This window comes from Bosea sp. 124 (genome assembly GCF_003046175.1).
Taxonomy (GTDB): Bacteria; Pseudomonadota; Alphaproteobacteria; order Rhizobiales; family Beijerinckiaceae; genus Allobosea.
In genome coordinates, this window is sequence record NZ_PZZM01000001.1 from 294,680 (window position 1) to 311,441 (window position 16,762).

General features: G+C 66.9%; 14 protein-coding genes. 2 read left to right on the forward strand and 12 right to left on the reverse strand.

Translation table 11 applies throughout. The features are described 5' to 3' along the window. Positions 1–32 precede the first annotated feature (32 nt). From C8D03_RS01440 to C8D03_RS01465, 6 genes are all read right to left on the reverse strand, one after another. Positions 33–1,319 (reverse strand): MFS transporter, encoded by a 1,287-nt coding sequence (locus tag C8D03_RS01440; RefSeq protein ID WP_181300580.1) that lies wholly within the window; start codon positions 1,317–1,319, stop codon positions 33–35. Between the two features lie 140 nt (positions 1,320–1,459). Then, complete coding sequence (locus tag C8D03_RS01445; protein WP_108051053.1) at positions 1,460–2,542, reverse strand: D-TA family PLP-dependent enzyme; 1,083 nt, start codon at positions 2,540–2,542, stop codon at positions 1,460–1,462. A gap of 20 nt (positions 2,543–2,562) precedes the next feature. After that, positions 2,563–3,021, reverse strand: a complete 459-nt coding sequence (locus C8D03_RS01450) for a RidA family protein (RefSeq protein WP_108044675.1) — start codon at positions 3,019–3,021, stop codon at positions 2,563–2,565. Positions 3,022–3,031: 10 nt separating this feature from the next. After that, positions 3,032–3,541 carry a GNAT family N-acetyltransferase gene (locus tag C8D03_RS01455; RefSeq protein ID WP_108051056.1) on the reverse strand — a complete coding sequence of 170 codons (510 nt, stop codon included), beginning with the start codon at positions 3,539–3,541 and terminating at the stop codon, positions 3,032–3,034. Between the two features lie 126 nt (positions 3,542–3,667). After that, positions 3,668–4,831 (reverse strand): amidohydrolase/deacetylase family metallohydrolase, encoded by a 1,164-nt coding sequence (locus C8D03_RS01460; RefSeq protein WP_108044676.1) that lies wholly within the window; start codon positions 4,829–4,831, stop codon positions 3,668–3,670. A 23-nt stretch (positions 4,832–4,854) separates the two neighbouring features. Continuing rightward, positions 4,855–5,790, reverse strand: a complete 936-nt coding sequence (locus C8D03_RS01465) for an N-carbamoyl-D-amino-acid hydrolase (protein ID WP_108044677.1) — start codon at positions 5,788–5,790, stop codon at positions 4,855–4,857. A gap of 170 nt (positions 5,791–5,960) precedes the next feature. Between C8D03_RS01465 and C8D03_RS01470 the strand changes: the two genes are divergently transcribed. Then, positions 5,961–6,260, forward strand: coding sequence for a DUF718 domain-containing protein (locus C8D03_RS01470; protein WP_108044678.1), 300 nt, complete (start codon positions 5,961–5,963; stop codon positions 6,258–6,260). Between the two features lie 348 nt (positions 6,261–6,608). On the opposite strand, the gene C8D03_RS01475 is transcribed toward C8D03_RS01470, so the two are convergent. The 5 genes from C8D03_RS01475 to C8D03_RS01495 form a co-directional block, all read right to left on the reverse strand. Then, a complete protein-coding gene (locus C8D03_RS01475) occupies positions 6,609–7,517 on the reverse strand; it encodes an ABC transporter permease (protein WP_108044679.1) in 909 nt (302 codons plus the stop codon). Between the two features lie 2 nt (positions 7,518–7,519). Then, the gene (locus tag C8D03_RS01480) at positions 7,520–8,461 is read right to left on the reverse strand and encodes an ABC transporter permease (protein ID WP_108044680.1); all 942 of its coding nucleotides are present in this window, start codon (positions 8,459–8,461) and stop codon (positions 7,520–7,522) included. Positions 8,462–8,637: 176 nt separating this feature from the next. After that, the gene (locus tag C8D03_RS01485; protein WP_108044681.1) at positions 8,638–10,236 is read right to left on the reverse strand and encodes an ABC transporter substrate-binding protein; all 1,599 of its coding nucleotides are present in this window, start codon (positions 10,234–10,236) and stop codon (positions 8,638–8,640) included. Positions 10,237–10,623: 387 nt separating this feature from the next. Continuing rightward, the gene (locus tag C8D03_RS01490) at positions 10,624–12,036 is read right to left on the reverse strand and encodes an amidase (protein ID WP_108044682.1); all 1,413 of its coding nucleotides are present in this window, start codon (positions 12,034–12,036) and stop codon (positions 10,624–10,626) included. Positions 12,037–12,075: 39 nt separating this feature from the next. Continuing rightward, positions 12,076–13,308 (reverse strand): M20 family metallo-hydrolase, encoded by a 1,233-nt coding sequence (locus C8D03_RS01495; RefSeq protein ID WP_108044683.1) that lies wholly within the window; start codon positions 13,306–13,308, stop codon positions 12,076–12,078. A 293-nt stretch (positions 13,309–13,601) separates the two neighbouring features. Between C8D03_RS01495 and C8D03_RS01500 the strand changes: the two genes are divergently transcribed. Continuing rightward, positions 13,602–14,012 (forward strand): globin domain-containing protein, encoded by a 411-nt coding sequence (locus C8D03_RS01500; protein ID WP_181300581.1) that lies wholly within the window; start codon positions 13,602–13,604, stop codon positions 14,010–14,012. 22 nt (positions 14,013–14,034) lie between these two features. Here the strand turns inward: C8D03_RS01500 and C8D03_RS01505 are convergent, their stop codons facing one another. Continuing rightward, positions 14,035–16,557, reverse strand: coding sequence for a methyl-accepting chemotaxis protein (locus tag C8D03_RS01505; RefSeq protein WP_108044685.1), 2,523 nt, complete (start codon positions 16,555–16,557; stop codon positions 14,035–14,037). Positions 16,558–16,762: the final 205 nt, after the last annotated feature.

Genomic DNA, 16,762 nt, shown 5'->3' on the forward strand with positions numbered 1-16,762 from the left:
CCGCCCGTGTTCCCGCGGCGACACCATCGCCGCTATTTGATCGGCGTCAGCCTGGAGCCCATCCCCGGCACGGAAATCGGCCTCGCCTCATGGCGGGCTTCGCCGGCTCCCGGCGCCGGCTTCCGGACAAGGCGGATGGCGAGAAACACGCACAGACCGATCGACAGGACAGCGAAATAGATCGGCAAGCCCTGGGGGCCGATGATTTGCATGGCGGCGGAGCCTGCAAGCGGGCCGATCGTCGAGCCGACGCCCCACAGAAAGAGCAGCCCTGCCGACAGCCCGACCGGCTGCTCGTCCTTGAGCCGGACGAACGCATGGGTCACCGCGACAGTGTAGAGCGGAATGCTGCCAGCTCCGACGATCGCGAAGAGCGCGAGCAGCGACAGCAAATGCAACGATCCAAGGTAGAGGGTGATGCCGAGCGCGACGAGCGCAGCCACGACGGAGCCCGCAGCCGCCAGCATGATGATGCGGCTGTCGAGCCGGTCGGCCAGGAGGCCCGTCGGCCATTGCAGCAGCAGGGCTCCGATCTGGACGGAAGCCGTGAGCAGGATCGCCGCTCTTTGATCGAGCCCGATCAGGATGCCATAGGCCGGCGCGACATTGACCAACGGACCGCCCATCAGGCCGACATAGAGGCAGCCGATCACCGCTGCCGGGGCCTGTGTCCAAAGCAGTTTCAGCTTGAGCGAGACTGCCTCGGATGAGTCCGGCCCGCGCGCCCGGGTCAGGCAAACCGGGATCAGCGCCGTCGAGAACGCCATGGCCGCAAGCAGCAGCAGGCTTTCCATCTGGATCGCCGCATAGCCGACGGCGAGTTGGGAGCCGATCAGGGCCACGCGGTTCAAGATCTGATAGAGACCGAAAATCCGGCCGCGCTTGCTGGGATGGGCCTGCCCGCTGATCCAGCTTTCGATGCAGATGCCATGCCCCGCCGCAGCCAGGCCCATGACCACGCGGGGCACGACCCAAAACTCCGCCGGCAACAGCGCGATGGAGATCGTCGACATCGTCTGCAGGGCCGCAAAAACGGCAAATGCGCGGATGTGGCCGATGCGCCGGATCAGGGGCGGGAGCTTGAAACAGCCCCAGAGGAAGCCGACAGAATAGGCGGAGCCGACCACGCCGATCAGAAGCGGGCTCTGCTTGGCCAGCGCGAGGCTCAGAGGCACCAGCGTATTGAGAAGCGTGCCAGCGATCTGGAGTACCAGAGCGCCGGCGACGATGGCCCCCAATGCGGCGACGGAGCCACCCGGCTTGCCGGATGGTTCCGAGGCGATCGGTTCGCTTCTTTCGAAGTCCTGCTCGGAATCCACCGCCAACCCTTCGCATGCATCGGGCCGCCGGCGCGACTCCGATGCCGCAGGCTAGAGCATGCCGTTTCGCGACGGAACCACTCCGTTGCTCCGGGCAGGCTGGTAGCCTGCCCGGCTCTGACGCCGTGGCATCGCAGCGGTCAGACGAGCTTGCCGCGCGCCGCGACCGGCAGTTCACCGACCAGCTTGTCGCCGCGCACGGTCACCAGCCGGTCGACCATGTTGACGACAACGCAGACATGGTTTGGCACCACGCGCACGACCTCGCCGACCTTGGGCCGGCCATTGCTGGCCGAGAGATCGAGAAAGCCATGCTCCTCGGCGAATTTCGCGATCTTCGCCGCCGGATATTCGAGGATGTAGCCATGGCCGTCGAGACCGCCCGAATCGCTCGTCAGCGTCTTGGAGCCGGAATCGAGGATGCCGCGCTCGGGCCCTGCCCGGCTTACGACCGTGGCGTAGACGGTGAGCGCGCAGTCGTCGAGCGTCGCCACCCCGGCCGCGACCTGCATGCGGTCGTTGAAGATCGAGGTGCCGGCGCGGTGCTCGGTCGCGCCTTTCAGCTTGCCGATATTGGGGATGTTCGGCGAGCCGCCGGTCGAGACGATGCCGGCCTCCAGGCCGGCGTCGCGCAAGCCGGCATTGGCGGTGTCGAGGAAGGCCTGCGTGCGCTCCCAGCCGTCTTCCGGCGGATACATCAGGAAGCCCGCGAAACGCAGCCCCTTCGAGCCCGCGATCAGCTTCGCGAGCTCGACCGCCTCGCCCGGCGTCTCGACGCCGGCGCGCTGGCGGCCGGTGTCGCATTCGACCACGACCTCGAGATCGCGCCCGGCGATCTCGGCCGCCTGCGGCAGGCCGGCTATGGTGACGGGGTTGTCGGCAGCGACGATCATCCGGACCCGGCGCTGGAGATGGCCGAGCCGGCCGAGCTTCTGCTCGCCCAGGATGTTGTAGCTGATCAGGATATCGTCGATGCCGCCATCGGCCATCACCTCGGCTTCGCCGAGCTTCTGGCAAGTGATGCCGCGCGCGCCGGCCTCGATCTGGAGGCGGGCGAGCTCGGGCGACTTGTGCGTCTTGATATGCGGGCGGTTGGCGACGCCCTTGGCGTCGCAGACGGCCTGAAGCCGCGCGATATTGGCCTCGACCTTGTCGAGATCGATCACCACGGCCGGCGTGCCGTAGACGCGGGCGATCTCCGCCTTCAATGTTTCATGCTTCATGGCGTCCTGGGCGAGAGCGCTCACGGCAGCACCTTGATGATCGCTTCGATCTCGACCGGCATATTGCCCGGCAGCGAGCCCATGCCGACCGCCGAGCGGGCATGGCGGCCGTTCTCGCCGAGCACCGCGACGAGCAGGTCCGAGCAGCCATTGATGACCTTGGGCTGGTCGCCATATTCGGGCACGCCATTGACCATGCCGAGCAGCTTCAGCACCTCGACCTTGTCGAGCGAGCCGGCTGCCTCCTTCATCGCCGCCAGCAGGCCGAGCCCGGTGGTCCTGGCGAATTCGTAGCCCTGCTCGGTGGTGAACTCCTTGCCGATCTTGCCGGCCGGGATCGAGCCGTCGGGATTGCGCGGCCCCTGCCCCGAGAGGAAGACCAGATCGCCAGCCTTCTTGAAGCGGACATAGTTCGCCATCGGCGCCGCGACGGCGGGCAGGCTCAGTCCCAGATCCTTGAGTTTCTGTTCGGCGCTCATTGGCGGCTCCTCATCGTTTCTGTTTGGTGACGCCAGCGGCGTCGGGATCGAGCTCGCGCTCCATATAGCGTGCGGCATCGTCATAGCTCGCGAGCTTGACGGCAAGGCCGGGGTCATGCGCCACGCGAAAGCCCTGCCGCTGCCAGAAGCCGGGCGACTGCCCGACCGCGACCAGCGAGAGGCAAGGCAAGCCGGCTTCTTTCGCAACATCGGCCAGATGCGCGACGATCACCCCACCCGCTCCCGTCCCCCGCGCTGTCGGCAACAGCGCGAGATCGTGGATATAGAAGCTCGTCGGCTGCGCCGGGATGCTGCCGAGCAAGCTGTTCAGCGCCGGCGGCTCGCCGCGACGCCAGGGATGGCTCACGACATAGCCGCGCAGGGCATCCGGGGAGGCCAGAACATTGCAGCCCGCCGGAAACAGGCGCTGGCGCTCGGCAAAAACCGCCTCATCCTCGGGGTAGGCGGGATGCACCATGCCTGCAACGGAGAGAACGGCCGGCAGGTCGGCGGGTGTCATGGGGCGCCAAGCCGCTTGGTCATCGACGAACGTCATGCTCGGGCCTGTCCCGAGCATACCCTGCGAGAGATTCTCGGGTCTGCGCTCCGCTTAGCCCGACAACGACGCTGCACTTTCACCGTCGCCTTACGCGGCGACCTTCCTGAACTTGTTGGTGCGCTTGGGGTGCCACCAGGCGCCCTTCAGCACGACGCCCTCGGAGAAAATCTTCTTGTCGCCCGTCATGTGCTCGCCGGTGACGTCGGCATAGTCGAACTTGCCTTCCTTCACCGTCAGGATTGTCGCGTCGCCGAGCGATCCGACCCTGAGCGAGCCGTATTCCGGGCGCTTCAGCGCCATCGCCGCATTCACGGTCGAGGCGGCGATGACGTTGTTCAGGCTCATCCCCATCAGCAGGAACTTCGACATCGTCGTGACCTGATCATAGGCCGGGCCGTCGATGCAGAGCTTGTGCACGTCCGAGGAGATCACGTCGGGCTCGAAGCCGTTGGCGAGCATGGCGCGCGTCGTCTTGAACGAGAACGAACCCTTGCCGTGCCCGATGTCGAAGATCACGCCACGCTTGCGGGCCGCCTGCACTTCCGGCTTCACCGTGCCCTGCGCGGTGCAGGGTGCATTCGGGAAGGGGCGGAAGGCGTGGGTCAGCACGTCGCCGGGCCGCAGCATGTCAACCACCTCCTCATAGGATGGCGGCGGATGGTCGATATGGCACATCAGCGGCATGCCGACCTCGTTGGCGACCTGCAAAGCGATGTTCAGCGGCACGGTGCCGGAATTGCCCGAGGCGTGCAGGCCGACGCGAACCTTGATGCCGACGATGAGATCGCGGTTCTTGTCGGCGACCTCCACGGCGTCGATCGGATTCATCATGCGCAGATCGCCGCTCTCGCCGACCATGACGCGGTGGTCGAAGCCGTAGATGCCGGCATGCGAAACATGGAGATAGGCGAGGATGCGGGCCTGGCTCTTCTCGATGACGTGCTTGCGGAAGCCCGGCCAGTTGCCGGGGCCGGCCGAGCCGGTGTCGACAGAGGTGGTGACGCCGGACGCGCGGCAGAACTCGTCGGCATCGATGCCGAGCGAAGTGCCACCCCAATAGACATGGGTGTGCAGGTCGATCAGGCCGGGCGTGACGATATAGCCGGAAACGTCGCGGATTTCCTTGGCGCCCTTGAGGTCCTTGCCGAAGCCCGAGACCTTTCCATCGGTAAAGGCGACATCGAGGATGCCGTCATGCTTCTGCGAGGGGTCGATGACCCGGCCGCCCTTGAGGATGAGATCGTGAGTCATTGTGCTTCTTCCTTGGCAGCCAATCAGACGGGTGAGACGGCGCCCTTGCGCTCGACGATCAGGCCATAGGCCTGGGGTTCGCGATGCCTGGCGAAGTTGAAGGTCGAGGCCTTGTAGCTCTTGCCGAGGTCCATGTCGCAGCGGGCGACCACGAGTTCGTCACCCTCGGTCACGGCCTGTGCCACGACCTCGCCGGTCGGGGCGATGATGCAGGAGCCGCCGATCTGGTCGACGCCGGCCTCCGGCCCCGCCTTGGCGACGCCGACGACCCAGGTGGCGTTCTGGTAGGCGCCGGCCTGCATTACGAGCTGGTTGTGGAACTTGCCGAGCCGGTCATGGTCGGGGGCCGGCGGGTTGTGCTTGGGGGTGTTGTAGCCAAGCACGATCAGCTCGACATCCTGCAGCCCCATCGAACGGTAGCTCTCGGGCCAGCGCCGATCGTTGCAGATCATCATGCCGATATTGGCGTCCATCGTCCGCCAGACCGGCCAGCCGAGATTGCCGGTCTCGAAATAGCGCTTCTCGAGGTTCTGGAACGGCGCCTCGGGGCGATGCTCGGGATGCCCCGGCAGATGGATCTTGCGGTATTTCCCGACGATCGCGCCGGTCTTGTCGACCAGGATCGCGGTGTTGAAGCGGCGCTTGCGTCCGTCCTCGTTGGCCAGTTCGCAATAGCCGAGATGGAAACCGACGCCGAGGCGCTTCGCCTCCTCGAAGAGCGGCGCGGTCTCGTTGCCGGGCATCGCGCTCTCGAAATGGCTGTCGATCTCGTCCTCATCGTCGATCCACCAATGCGGGAAGAAGGCCGTCAGGGCAGCTTCGGGATAGACGATCAGGTCACAGCCATGGCTCTTGGCCTGGCGCATCAGCTCGATCATCCGGGCGACGGCAGAGGCCCTGCTCTCATCGCGCTGGATCGGGCCGAGCTGGGCTGCGGCGATGGTCAGGATACGCGTCATGACGCCAATGCTTTCCCTTGCTCCGTTGTGGAGGCCCGAATTTCGGAAGAAGATGACCCAACGGAAGCGAACGTTGCGCCGGGCCCGGCATCGTCGTAGCCTCCAAGCGCTGCTCGCCAACGCAGCTCCAAACCGCTGTCGGGCGCCCATGCGGCAGGGAGAAACGCGCCATGACCATGTTCAATGTCGTGCGGTTCCGCATCAAGCCGGGCCGCGACGAGGAGTTTCTGGCAGCTCACCGCGACGGTCTGGCGCGATGGCCCGGCCTCGTCAACGGACACATCATCAAGACTGGCGAGCGAGCCTATTGCCTGATCGGCGAATGGCCCGATGTGACGGCTCTGAAGGCGGCCCGCACCGAGATGATCGCGACGCTCAACAGCTTCCGCGACACACTTGAGGATCTCGGAGGAGAACTCGGCGTCACCGACGCGGTGTCCGGCGACAAGGTCGTCGATCTCACGGCCTAAGGTATCGGACCCGATACCGCATTCGGTCCGATGCCTTAGCTCTTTGTTCCTGCACCGGCGTTCTCCGAAAGCCGCATTCCAGTTTTCGGGCCAATGCCCTGGCAGTGCAGGGACCGGGGCACGGCCAGCGCGAGCCGGAGCTCGCCTGCAACGGCGCCGGAGTTGCCCGACGGGAGAAGCGTGCCGACGGCCCGACGCCGGCGGCTCTTTCAGGCGTCCTTCCCCGAGGCTCGAACGCAAATCTTCGCCATTGAGCGAGATCGCTTCGAACACGGAATCGGCCACATGGGCAAACGGCGGCATGGCTGCGGTCTCGTGCGCGTTTCTCGCCGGCTCAGAGGCTCATTGTCACAACGCCTTGGCGAGGCGCGGGTCGAGCGAGTCGCGCAGGCCGTCGCCGAGCAGGTTCACCGCGAGCACGGTGATCGAGAGGAAGATCGCCGGGAACAGGATGATGTGCGGCTTGACCTGCCAGAGCGCGCGTCCCTCGGCCATGATGTTGCCCCAGGAGGGCGTCGCCGGCGGAATGCCGGCGCCGATGAAGGAAAGGATCGCCTCGATGATCATGGCGCTGGCGCAGATATAGGTCGCCTGCACGCTCATCGGCGCGAAGGTGTTGGGCAGGATGTGGCGGAAGATGATGCGCGGCGTGCGGGCGCCGTTAGCGATCGCCGCCTCGACATAGGGCTGCTCGCGCAGCGACAGCACGACGCCGCGCACGAGGCGGGCGACACGCGGAATCTCCGCGACGGTGATGGCGATGATGACGTTCTGGATCGAGCCGCGCGTCAACGCCATCAGGGCGATGGCGAGCAGGATCGGCGGGATCGACATCATGCCGTCGATGATCCGCATGACGATGCCGTCGGCCCAGCGCACGAAGCCGGCGAAAAGCCCGATGGACAGGCCGATCACCGAGGAGAGCACGGCCACGCTGAAGCCGACGACCAGCGAGACCCGCGCGCCATAAATGACACGCGAATAGATATCGCGGCCGAGCATGTCCGTACCGAACCAGTAAAGCTCCGATGGAACGCGTGTGCGCCGCGAGGTCGCGATCGCCGTCGGATCGACCGTCCAGAGCAGCGGGGCGAAGATGCCGATCAACGCCATCAGCGCGAGCAGGGAGCCGCCGATCGCCACGGAGGGGTGACGGCGCAGATAGCGCCGGAAACGGAACCAGCGGCTCGGCAGCGGCGCGACGCCGGGCTCGGGCGATGCGGCCAGAGCGGACGGCGCCGGAAGGGAGCTTTGCATCGTCAATAGCGTATCCTCGGATCGACGATCGTGTAGGTCAGGTCGATGATCAGGTTCACCAGGACGTAGACGAGGCTGAACATCAGCACGACGCCCTGGATGACGGGATAGTCGCGCCGCAGGATGGCATCGACGGTGAGCCGGCCAAGACCGGGAATGGCGAAGACGCTTTCGGTGACGACGGCGCCGCCGATCAGGAGCGCGATGCCGATGCCGATGATCGTGACGATCGGCACGGCAGCGTTCTTGAGGGCGTGCAGGAAGAGCACCTCGCGCTGGCCGACGCCCTTGGCCTGAGCCGTGCGGACATAGTCCTGCTGCAGCACCTCGAGCATGGTGGCGCGGGTAATGCGCGCGATCAGCGCGATATAGACCAGTCCGAGCGTGATTGCCGGCAGGATCAAATTCTTGAACCAGGGCCAGAGCCCCTGTGACAACGGCGTGTAGCCCTGCACCGGAACCCAGTCGAGCTGCAGCGCAAAGACATAGGCCAGCAGGTAGCCGACGACGAAGACCGGCACCGAAAAGCCGAACACGGCGAAGGCCATGGCGCCGCGGTCGATCCAGGTCCCCGCCTTCCAGGCGGCGATAACGCCCATCGGCACGGCGACCGTCACCGCGAAGATCAGCGTCAGCACCATCAGGGAGAGGGTCGGCTCGATGCGCTGCGCGATGAGCTGCGTCACCGGCAGCGAGGTGAAGATCGAAGTGCCGAGGTCGCCTTGCAGCACGCGGAAGGCCCATTCGGCGAAGCGCACGAGATAGGGCCGGTCGAGACCCAGGCTGGCGCGGATCTTCTCGACATCCGCAGGCGAGGCCTGGTCGCCGGCGATCACCGCGGCCGGGTCGCCCGGCGCGATATAGAGCAGGGAGAAGACGAACAGTGCGACGAATGCCATCACGGGAATGGTCGTGATGATCCGTCTGACGATGAAGGCTAGCATTGCGGCTTTCCGGCCATGTGTCGCTCGATCCGATGTCTGGCTGCGATCCGGTGTCTGGCGGCGCCGCGACCGTCATCGGCCGCGGCGGCGAGGTTGATAGCCGGCATCGCGCGCCAGAGGCGCGCGGCCCGGACCGACCGAGAGGCGAGACAGCGCCTCTCGGAGTGTGACGTCCTTTAGGCCTTCGAGACGCCCCACAGGACCGGGAACGGCCCGCTGGTGACGCCGGAGATGTTCTTCCGCCACGCCTGGTAGCCCAGATAGAAGCCGGTCGGGCAGTAGACGACGTTTGCGACCGCCGCCGTATTGAGCCTGCCCATCACCGCCTTTTCCTCGGCGACATCCTTGGCGTTGAACCAGTTCGTCACCTCGGTCTCGACCGCCGGCACGTCCGGCCAGCCGAACCAGGCCTTTTCGCCATTGGCCCGCACCGCGGTGTAGGAGGCCGGGTTCACGCAGTCCGCGCCGGCATGCCAGGTGTGGAACATGTTCCAGCCGCCCTGGCCGGGCGGGGTCTTCTGGGCGCGGCGGGCGCCGGTCGTTCCCCAGTCGGTCGCGACGAAATCGACCTTCAGGCCGATGCTCTTCAGCAGTTCGGCGGTGACGTCGCCCATCGACTTGGTCGCGGCCATGTCCTGCGCCACGACGCAGACGACCGGCTCGTCCTTGTAGCCCGACTCGGCGAGCAGCTTCTTGGCGGCGGCCAGGTTCTTTGCCTTCATCATCTCGCCGCCTACTTCCGTGTAGAGCGGCGTGCCGGGCGTGAAGAACCCACCCATCTCCTTCCAGAGCTTGTCGTCGTCGCCGACGATCGAGCGCATATAGTCTTCCTGGTTCAGCGCCGTCATCACCGCCTGACGCACCTTCACGTTGTTGAAGGGCGGATGCAGGTGGTTCATGCGGAAGGCACCGATATTGCCCAGTGGATCGCCGATATCGACGCTGATGTTGGCGTTTTTCTTGAGGATCGGCACGAGGTCGGAGAGCGCGGTCTCCCACCAGTCGACCTCGCCGTTCTGAAGCGCGGCGGCGGCGGTCGCGGCATCGGGCATGATGACCCATTCGATCCGGTCGAACAGCATCTTCTTGCCGCCGGAGAGCCAGGAGGCAGGCTCATCGCGCGGAACGTAGTCGGCGAACTTCTCGAACACCGCCTTGGCGCCCGGAACCCACTCGTTGCGCACGAATTTCATCGGGCCGGAGCCGATATATTCGGTGATCTGCTGGAACGGATCGGTCTTGGCGATGCGCTCCGGCATGATGAAGGTGCAAGGCGAGTTGTTCTTGCCGAGCGCGAACAGCATCTTGGGGTAAGGCTGCTTCAGCGACCATTTGAAGGTCGTGTCATCGACAGCGACCAGTTCGTTCTCGATCGCCTTGATCATCAGGCCCATCGGATCGCGAGCCTGCCAGCGCTTCAGGCTCTGGACGACGTCCTTCGACGTGACCGGCGCGCCGTCATGGAACTTCAGGCCGGGACGCAGCTTGAAGGTCCAGGTCAGACCGTCGGCGGAGACCTCCTCGCTGCCGACCATCTGGCGCTTCGGCTCGAAGTTCGAGTCGATGCCGTAGAGCGTGTCCCAGACGAGCAGGGCGGCGTTGCGGACGACGTATTGCGTCCCCCAGATCGGGTCGAAATTGGCGAGGTTGGCCTGGGGCACGAAGCGCAGGGTCTTGGCGGATGCGCCCTGCGACAGGGCCGGCATCGACAGTCCACCGGCAGCGGCCAGCGCGCCGGTCCCCGCGGCGGTCTTCAGAAATGTTCTGCGGTCCATCGATCTCTCCCCTGAAACGGCAACCTCTATGCGGGCGACCCTGGCGCGAGTTTGGGCAGAAAAATTCTGCCGTGACAACTCGTCTGACGGCCGTCCGCAGGCGCCGACCCGCTTGCACGGTTCGTGCCAAACGGAACCGATCGCAGCTTTGCCGGCCGAACCCGCCGGAGGCCGCAGAATCGGAGGTAGAAAAAGAATCTTTTTCGTGCGGCAGCGGTACGTCGCGCGAAACTGCGGCGCCTGCCTCATTCGCAGGCGCCGCGCGAGCGACCCGGCCGTGACGACCTGCCGCATGGGGCCCGATTCCGGATCCGGCCGCTGCCGCAGGCCCTCGAGATTGCGCCGGCTTTGCCCGAAAGCCGCATCCCGCGTTTCCGGGGCGATGCTTCAGGCGACGCCGACCGGCACATCGATCCGCGCGAAGGGCCGGGCGGCCTCGAAGGCTGCGGCGGCGCGCAGGACGAGCGCATCGCGCCCAAAGGCACCGACCACCTGCAACCCCGCCGGCAGCCCAGCCCTGGTCAGCCCGCAGGGCAGCGAGATCGCTGGAGCCTGCGTGATGTTGAACGGATAGGTGAAGGGCGTCCAGCGCGTCCAGTCGTCACCATAGCGGCCATGAGCCGGCGTGTTGGCGCCGACCGCGAAGGCAGGCAGCGGCAGGGTGGGCGTCAGCAAGAGATCGAAACGTGCATGAAATTGCGCCATCTTGTGCGCAAGCGCATTGCGCTGGTTGAGCAACGCATCGACATAGGTCGCGCCGGTGACGCGCTCGCCCCGTTCGGCGACGGCGACCAGGCCCGGGTCCATCCGCGCCCGCTCGGCCGGGCCGGCCGTCCGCAAGGCAAGCGCCGCGCCCGCCGACCAGATCGTCATCAGCGTCTCGATCGGGTCGTCGAAGCCGGGATCGACCTCCTCGACGCTCGCTCCGAGATCGCGGAAGACCATCGCGGCGGCTTCCGTCAGCGCCGCGATCTCGGGATCGACCGGCACATTGCCGCCGAGCCGCGGCGACCAGGCGACGCGCAGCCCCTTCACGCCGCCCTTGAGCCCGTCGACATAGTCCGGCGGCCGGTCGATCATCGCGGTCATGTCGCGGTCGTCGGGCTGGCCGATCGCGTTCATGGCGAGCGCCGTATCGGCGACGGTGCGAGTCAGCGGCCCGAGATGAGCGAGGAAGCCCATGGTCGAGACCGGCCAGGCGGGGACGCGACCATAGGTTGGCTTGAGGCCGACGACGCCGGTGAAGGCGGCTGGAATGCGCACGGAACCGGCACCGTCGGTGCCGATATGGATGCAGCCGAGATTGAGCGCGGCGCAGGAGGCCGCGCCGGCCGAGGAGCCGCCGGGGCCGGTGGCGATGTCCCAGGGGTTGCGGGTGATGCCCGACAGAGGCGAATCGCCGACGCCCTTCCAGCCATATTCCGGCATGGTGGTCTTGCCGAGGAAGACCGTTCCCGCCTCGCGCAGCCGCGCCGTCGCCGGTGCGTCATGCGCGAAGGCAGCCTCGGCGGCCACGGCCGAGCCGCGCCGCATCGGCCAGCCGGCGATGCCGATATTGTCCTTGATGGTGACGGGCACACCGTCGAGCGGGCCGAGTGGCTCGCCCTTCAGCCAGCGCGCCTGCGAGGCCTCCGCCATGGCGAGGGTGACCGCCTCGTCGCGCATGACGAAGGCGTTGATCTGCGGCTCGAAGCGCTCGATCCGCTCGAGTGCGTCCTGCGCGACCTCGACCGGCGACAGCTTGCGGCTGGCGAAGAGCGGGCCGAGTTCCGCGGCCGAAAGCGATGCGATTGTCGTCATGGGCCTATCCTGTCTGCGTCGTTCGGAAACATCTCGCCGTCACTGCGCATTGGCAGCGCGCCATGCCGCGCTCAGCAGCACATTCGCGCCGGCGGCCATGTCCGCGTCGGTGCTCAATTCGGCCGGGTTGTGCGAGAGCCCGCCGATCGAGGGAATGAAGACCATCGCGGTGGGGCACAGCCGCGACATCATCTGGGCATCGTGGCCGGCACCGGAGATCATGCGGCGGATCGGCAGGCCGAGTTCGGCGGCGCTCTGCTCCACCCCGGCGATCAGTTCCTCCGCAAAGGGCGTCGCCGGGAAGCGGGCGAGGTCCCTGAAGGTGATCTCGATGCCCTCGCGGTCCGAGAGTTCGGCGCAGAAGGTCCGGATCGCGGCCTCCGTCGTCGCCAGCGGCGCATCGAGCGGATTGCGCAGGTCGAGCGTCATGACGACCGTCTCGGGAACGACGTTGACGTTGGCCGGCTGGACGCGGATGACGCCGCAATTGGCGAGTTGCCCCGGGATCGTTTTCGTCAGCTCGTTGGCGAAGATGTTGATCCGCGCCGCAGCGAGGCCCGGATCCTTGCGATAGATCATCGGCGTCGTGCCGGCATGGCTCGGCCGGCCCTTGAGCGTCAGCTCCAGCCAGCAGATGCCCTGGATGCCGGTGACGGCGCCGAGCCCGCCGCCCTCGCTCTCGAGCACCGGCCCCTGTTCGATATGCAGTTCGAGATAGGCATGGGCGGGCAGGAAGCCCGGCCGTTCGGGCCCCTCATAACCGATCCGCTTCAGCTCCGTGCCGAGCACCGCACCATCGGCATCCAGCTCGGCATGGGCGGCCGCGACGCTCATGCCGCCGGCCCAGACATAGGAGCCGAGCATGTCGGGATGGAAGCGCGCGCCCTCCTCGTTGGTGAAGGCGATGACCGCCATGTCCCGCTTCGGCGTCAGTCCGGCATCGCGCAGCGTCGCCAGCACCTCGACACCGGCGATCACGCCCAGCGCACCGTCGAAACGGCCACCGGTGCCGACGGTGTCGATATGGGAACCCATGACGACGGCGGGCCCCTCCTCCCTGCCCTTCAGGATGCCGACGATGTTGCCGATCGCGTCGACCTTCACATCGAGGCCGAGCGCCTTCATCTCGGCGACAAGCCAGTCGCGGCCCTGCCGGTCCTCATCGCTGAGCGCGAGACGGCGGCAGCCGCCTTCCGGCGTCGCACCGATGGTGGAGAGCGCCGCGAGCCGCGACACCAGCCGGGCGCCGTCGATCCTCAGATTGCTGCTCATCCGTCATCTCCATGGAGGCCGGCGCATCGGGGTCGAGCGCACAGGCAAGATGCAAGCCGCCATCGCGAGCGGGGCCTGTTTCTTAGTCGGGCCGACATGCCCCTGTCGATGGCCGGACTTGGCTGCGGCGGCAGGTCAGGACAAAAGCGCGCCGCAGGCCCGCTCCGGATGGCCCTCCCCGGACGGCTCCTCTGCGTGCTATGTTCGCAACCACGGAAATGCCCGGGGCGAGTGACGGGCGCGCATCTCTGGCTCGCATGTCTGGCTCGCACGGGTCGCCACCGGGGACGATCATGACGGACGAGGACATCGCGCTGGTCAGGGAGAGCTTTGCGCATCTCCATCGCCGCAAGAACGAGACCGCCGAGATCTTCTATGCGCGCCTGTTCAAGATCGCGCCGGAGGTGAGGCCGATGTTCAAAGGCGACAGCGCCGCCCAGCGCACCAAGCTCATGGAGACCCTGACCGTCGCCATCGCGACCCTGCGTGATCCGAAGGGGTTCGGGGCGCTGCTGGGCAAGCTCGGACGCAACCATCACGGCTATGGTGTGCAGGAGCGCCACTTCGACGATGTCGGGAAGGCACTGATCTGGACGCTGCGGACCTCGCTTGGACCCGCCTTCACACCCGAACTCGAACGCGCCTGGCTCTCGCTCTATGACGAGATGGCCAGCATCATGATCGCAGCAGGCCGCGCCGCCTGAGGCACGGCCTGCTGCGGCTTGGTCAGAACTCTTCCCATCCGGCGTCGCTGGCGCGGCTGTTGGCGACCTTGCGGGCCGGGGGGGTGGGCGCCGGCGCGGCGGACCTGACCCTGGCCGGCTGGGCCTTCGGCTGCACGAAGGCGGCCTCGGCGAGCTTGCGCAGGCGTTCCGGCTCGGAGGCGGCGGGGGCTGCTGCCGGTGGCGCCGGAGCCCGTGCCCGGGGCGCCTCCTCCGGCCCTGTCCTGAAGGCTGCGACGAGGTCGTTGAGCTGTCCGATGCGTCCCGAGAGCGAGCCGGCGGATGCGGCGCTCTGTTCGGCGAGGGCTGCGTTCTGCTGGGTCATCTCGTCGAGATGGGCGACGGCCTGGCTCATCTCGTCGATGCCGTTGGCCTGTTCGCCGGAGGCGGCCGAGATGTCGGCGATGGTGGCGGCGACCTTCTGCGAGTGGCTGAGGATCTGGCTGAGCTGGTCGCCGGCCTGGCGCACCAGCTTGACGCCCTCGCCGACCTCCATGTTGGACGACGAGATCAGGCCGGAGATGTCCTTGGCGGCGGCGCTGGAGCGCTGCGCCAGGGTGCGCACCTCCGAGGCGACGACGGCGAAGCCCTTGCCGGCATCGCCGGCCCGGGCTGCCTCGACGGCGGCGTTCAGCGCCAGCAGATTGGTCTGGAAGGCGATGTCGTCGATCACCCGGATGATGTCGGAGATCTTCTGCGAGGCGGTCTCGATGCGGGCCATGGCGTCGACCGCCTGGCCGGCGATGGCGCCACCCGACTGGGCCGCCTGCATCGCATCATTGGCGATCGCGGCGGCATCCCGCGAGGCCTGGGCCGAGGCCTTGACCGAGGCTGCGAGCTCCTCGGTGGTGGCGGCGGTCTCCTCCAGCGAGGAGGCCTGCTCCTCGGTGCGCTTCGACAGATCGTCGGCGCCCATGTTGATCTCGCGCGCCGCCAGCCCGACATCGGCCGAGGTCACCTGGATCGTGCGCACCGTCGAGGACAGGCGGTCCACCGTCTCGTTGATCGCGCCCTTGAGTTCGGCGAACTTGCCGCGATAGGCCGCATCGACCCGCACCGTCAGGTCGCCGCCCGCCACGGCCGACAGCGTCCGCGCGAACTCGCTCGTCGCCGAATCAACAACCGCGTTGATCTCGTTGATGCCGGCGACGAGCTTCTGCATCTGCTCGTCGGCCTGGTCGATCTGGAGCCTGGCCGAGAAGTCGCCGGCCGCAGCCGCTGCCACGACCTCGCCGACATCCGAGACCACAGCCTCCATCGACTGCGCCCGCGCCAGGCGCGCCGCCGCGGCAGTCCGCTCCTGCTCCTCAAGCGCGCGCACACGCTCGCCGTTCTCCTTGAACACGGTCAGCGCACCGGCCATCGCGCCGATCTCGTCTTGCCGCTCGCCATAGGGCACGGCGGCGGAGAGATCCCCGGCCGCCATCGCCTTCATGACCAGCGTCATCTGCCCGATCGGCCCGGTGACGCGCGAGCGCACCTGACTGTAGCCGACAGCCGTCAGGATGAGCGCGGCGACGAAGAGGATCGAATACTGAATCAGCGTCCACGAGGCGGCCCGTGCATCGGCCGAGGCGCGGTTGTTCAGCACGGTGATCGCGACGCTGGCGACATCGCCGACCGTGTCGAGCACCGGCACGACCTTCTCGCGCCACGCCTCCGTGCTCATGTCGACGGTCGAGCCCGTCGTCAATTTCTGGATCATGCCGTCCTTCATCTCGCGGAAGGGGCCGGTGAAATAGCTGCTGTTCGCCTTGCTGATCGCCGCCTTGATCTCCGGGGCTGCCTGCGGCGTGTCCGCAATCGCGCGCAGCGAATCCCAGGCGAAGGTGCTGCGCCCTTCGGCGAGAATGATGGCGCGGGTTTCGGTCGCGTCGAAGGGGCGCTTCTGGGCCAGGATCGCACTCATCATGGCGCCGCTCGTCCCGGTCACGGCCCGGACGGACCAGGCCAGCGAGCGGATGATGACGAATTCCGACAGTGGCGGGCTGGCCGCGCGGATCTCCGATTCGACCGCGGCCGAGGCCTTTTCGAGCGATTGCAGATAGGCCTCGCCGACGGCGAAGACCTTGGTCGACATATCCTTGGTGCGGCCGGCCGGCGCGAGCTTAGCCTCGGCGTCGACCTGTTCGCGCAGCTTGCGATAATCCCCATAGGCGCCGCGCAACGCACCGGCCGCGGTCTGGACGAAGGCCTGCGGCGCCTTGTCGATCTCGGGCTGCGCCTCCGCCATCGCCGCGTCGACTTCCTTGCGGCGCTCCATATAGGTCTTGATCGAGGCCTGATTGGATTCGGGCGGCTGGATCACGGCCGTCTGCAGCGACGCCCGCTCATAGCGCGCCGCCACCAGCGCATCGAACAAATCCCTGTTCAGACCGGCAAGACTGGCAGCCTTCCCGGCAGCGTCGTGCTGCCAATACGAGGTCCAGATCTGCTGGCCGCTGAGCGCGGCAACGGCAACCCCCATGAGGCCGATCAGGCCTGCGAGCATCGTCCTGATGGACATGGTGGAAAAGAGCTTCGTCACGTGCGCGCCTCGCTTCGGCAGATCTCCGAACTCACGTGGGTTCGGCAATATATCAACAATGCGCGCAAAGACTTGAGATTGTGTTTACTTTGACGGCCCCGATTGTACCCCGCCCGAACCGCGCGCCAGTAAGACCCCGACCGGCGCGTCACGACCGGATGCCGCATGCCCGCCGGCATCACCGTTGCCAATCGGTCACAGTCAC

Bases quoted from the DNA above. Each gene is read 5' to 3' on its own strand.
- C8D03_RS01490 (WP_108044682.1), bottom strand. From the start codon at position 12,036: ATGACGACAATCGCATCGCTTTCGGCCGCGGAACTCGGCCCGCTCTTC.
- C8D03_RS01455 (WP_108051056.1), bottom strand. From the start codon at position 3,541: ATGACACCCGCCGACCTGCCGGCCGTTCTCTCCGTTGCAGGCATGGTG.
- C8D03_RS01495 (WP_108044683.1), bottom strand. From the start codon at position 13,308: ATGAGCAGCAATCTGAGGATCGACGGCGCCCGGCTGGTGTCGCGGCTC.
- C8D03_RS01480 (WP_108044680.1), bottom strand. From the start codon at position 8,461: ATGCTAGCCTTCATCGTCAGACGGATCATCACGACCATTCCCGTGATG.
- C8D03_RS01475 (WP_108044679.1), bottom strand. From the start codon at position 7,517: ATGCAAAGCTCCCTTCCGGCGCCGTCCGCTCTGGCCGCATCGCCCGAG.
- C8D03_RS01450 (WP_108044675.1), bottom strand. From the start codon at position 3,021: ATGAGCGCCGAACAGAAACTCAAGGATCTGGGACTGAGCCTGCCCGCC.
- C8D03_RS01445 (WP_108051053.1), bottom strand. From the start codon at position 2,542: ATGAAGCATGAAACATTGAAGGCGGAGATCGCCCGCGTCTACGGCACG.
- C8D03_RS01465 (WP_108044677.1), bottom strand. From the start codon at position 5,790: ATGACGCGTATCCTGACCATCGCCGCAGCCCAGCTCGGCCCGATCCAG.
- C8D03_RS01470 (WP_108044678.1), top strand. From the start codon at position 5,961: ATGACCATGTTCAATGTCGTGCGGTTCCGCATCAAGCCGGGCCGCGAC.
- C8D03_RS01485 (WP_108044681.1), bottom strand. From the start codon at position 10,236: ATGGACCGCAGAACATTTCTGAAGACCGCCGCGGGGACCGGCGCGCTG.
- C8D03_RS01460 (WP_108044676.1), bottom strand. From the start codon at position 4,831: ATGACTCACGATCTCATCCTCAAGGGCGGCCGGGTCATCGACCCCTCG.
- C8D03_RS01500 (WP_181300581.1), top strand. From the start codon at position 13,602: ATGACGGACGAGGACATCGCGCTGGTCAGGGAGAGCTTTGCGCATCTC.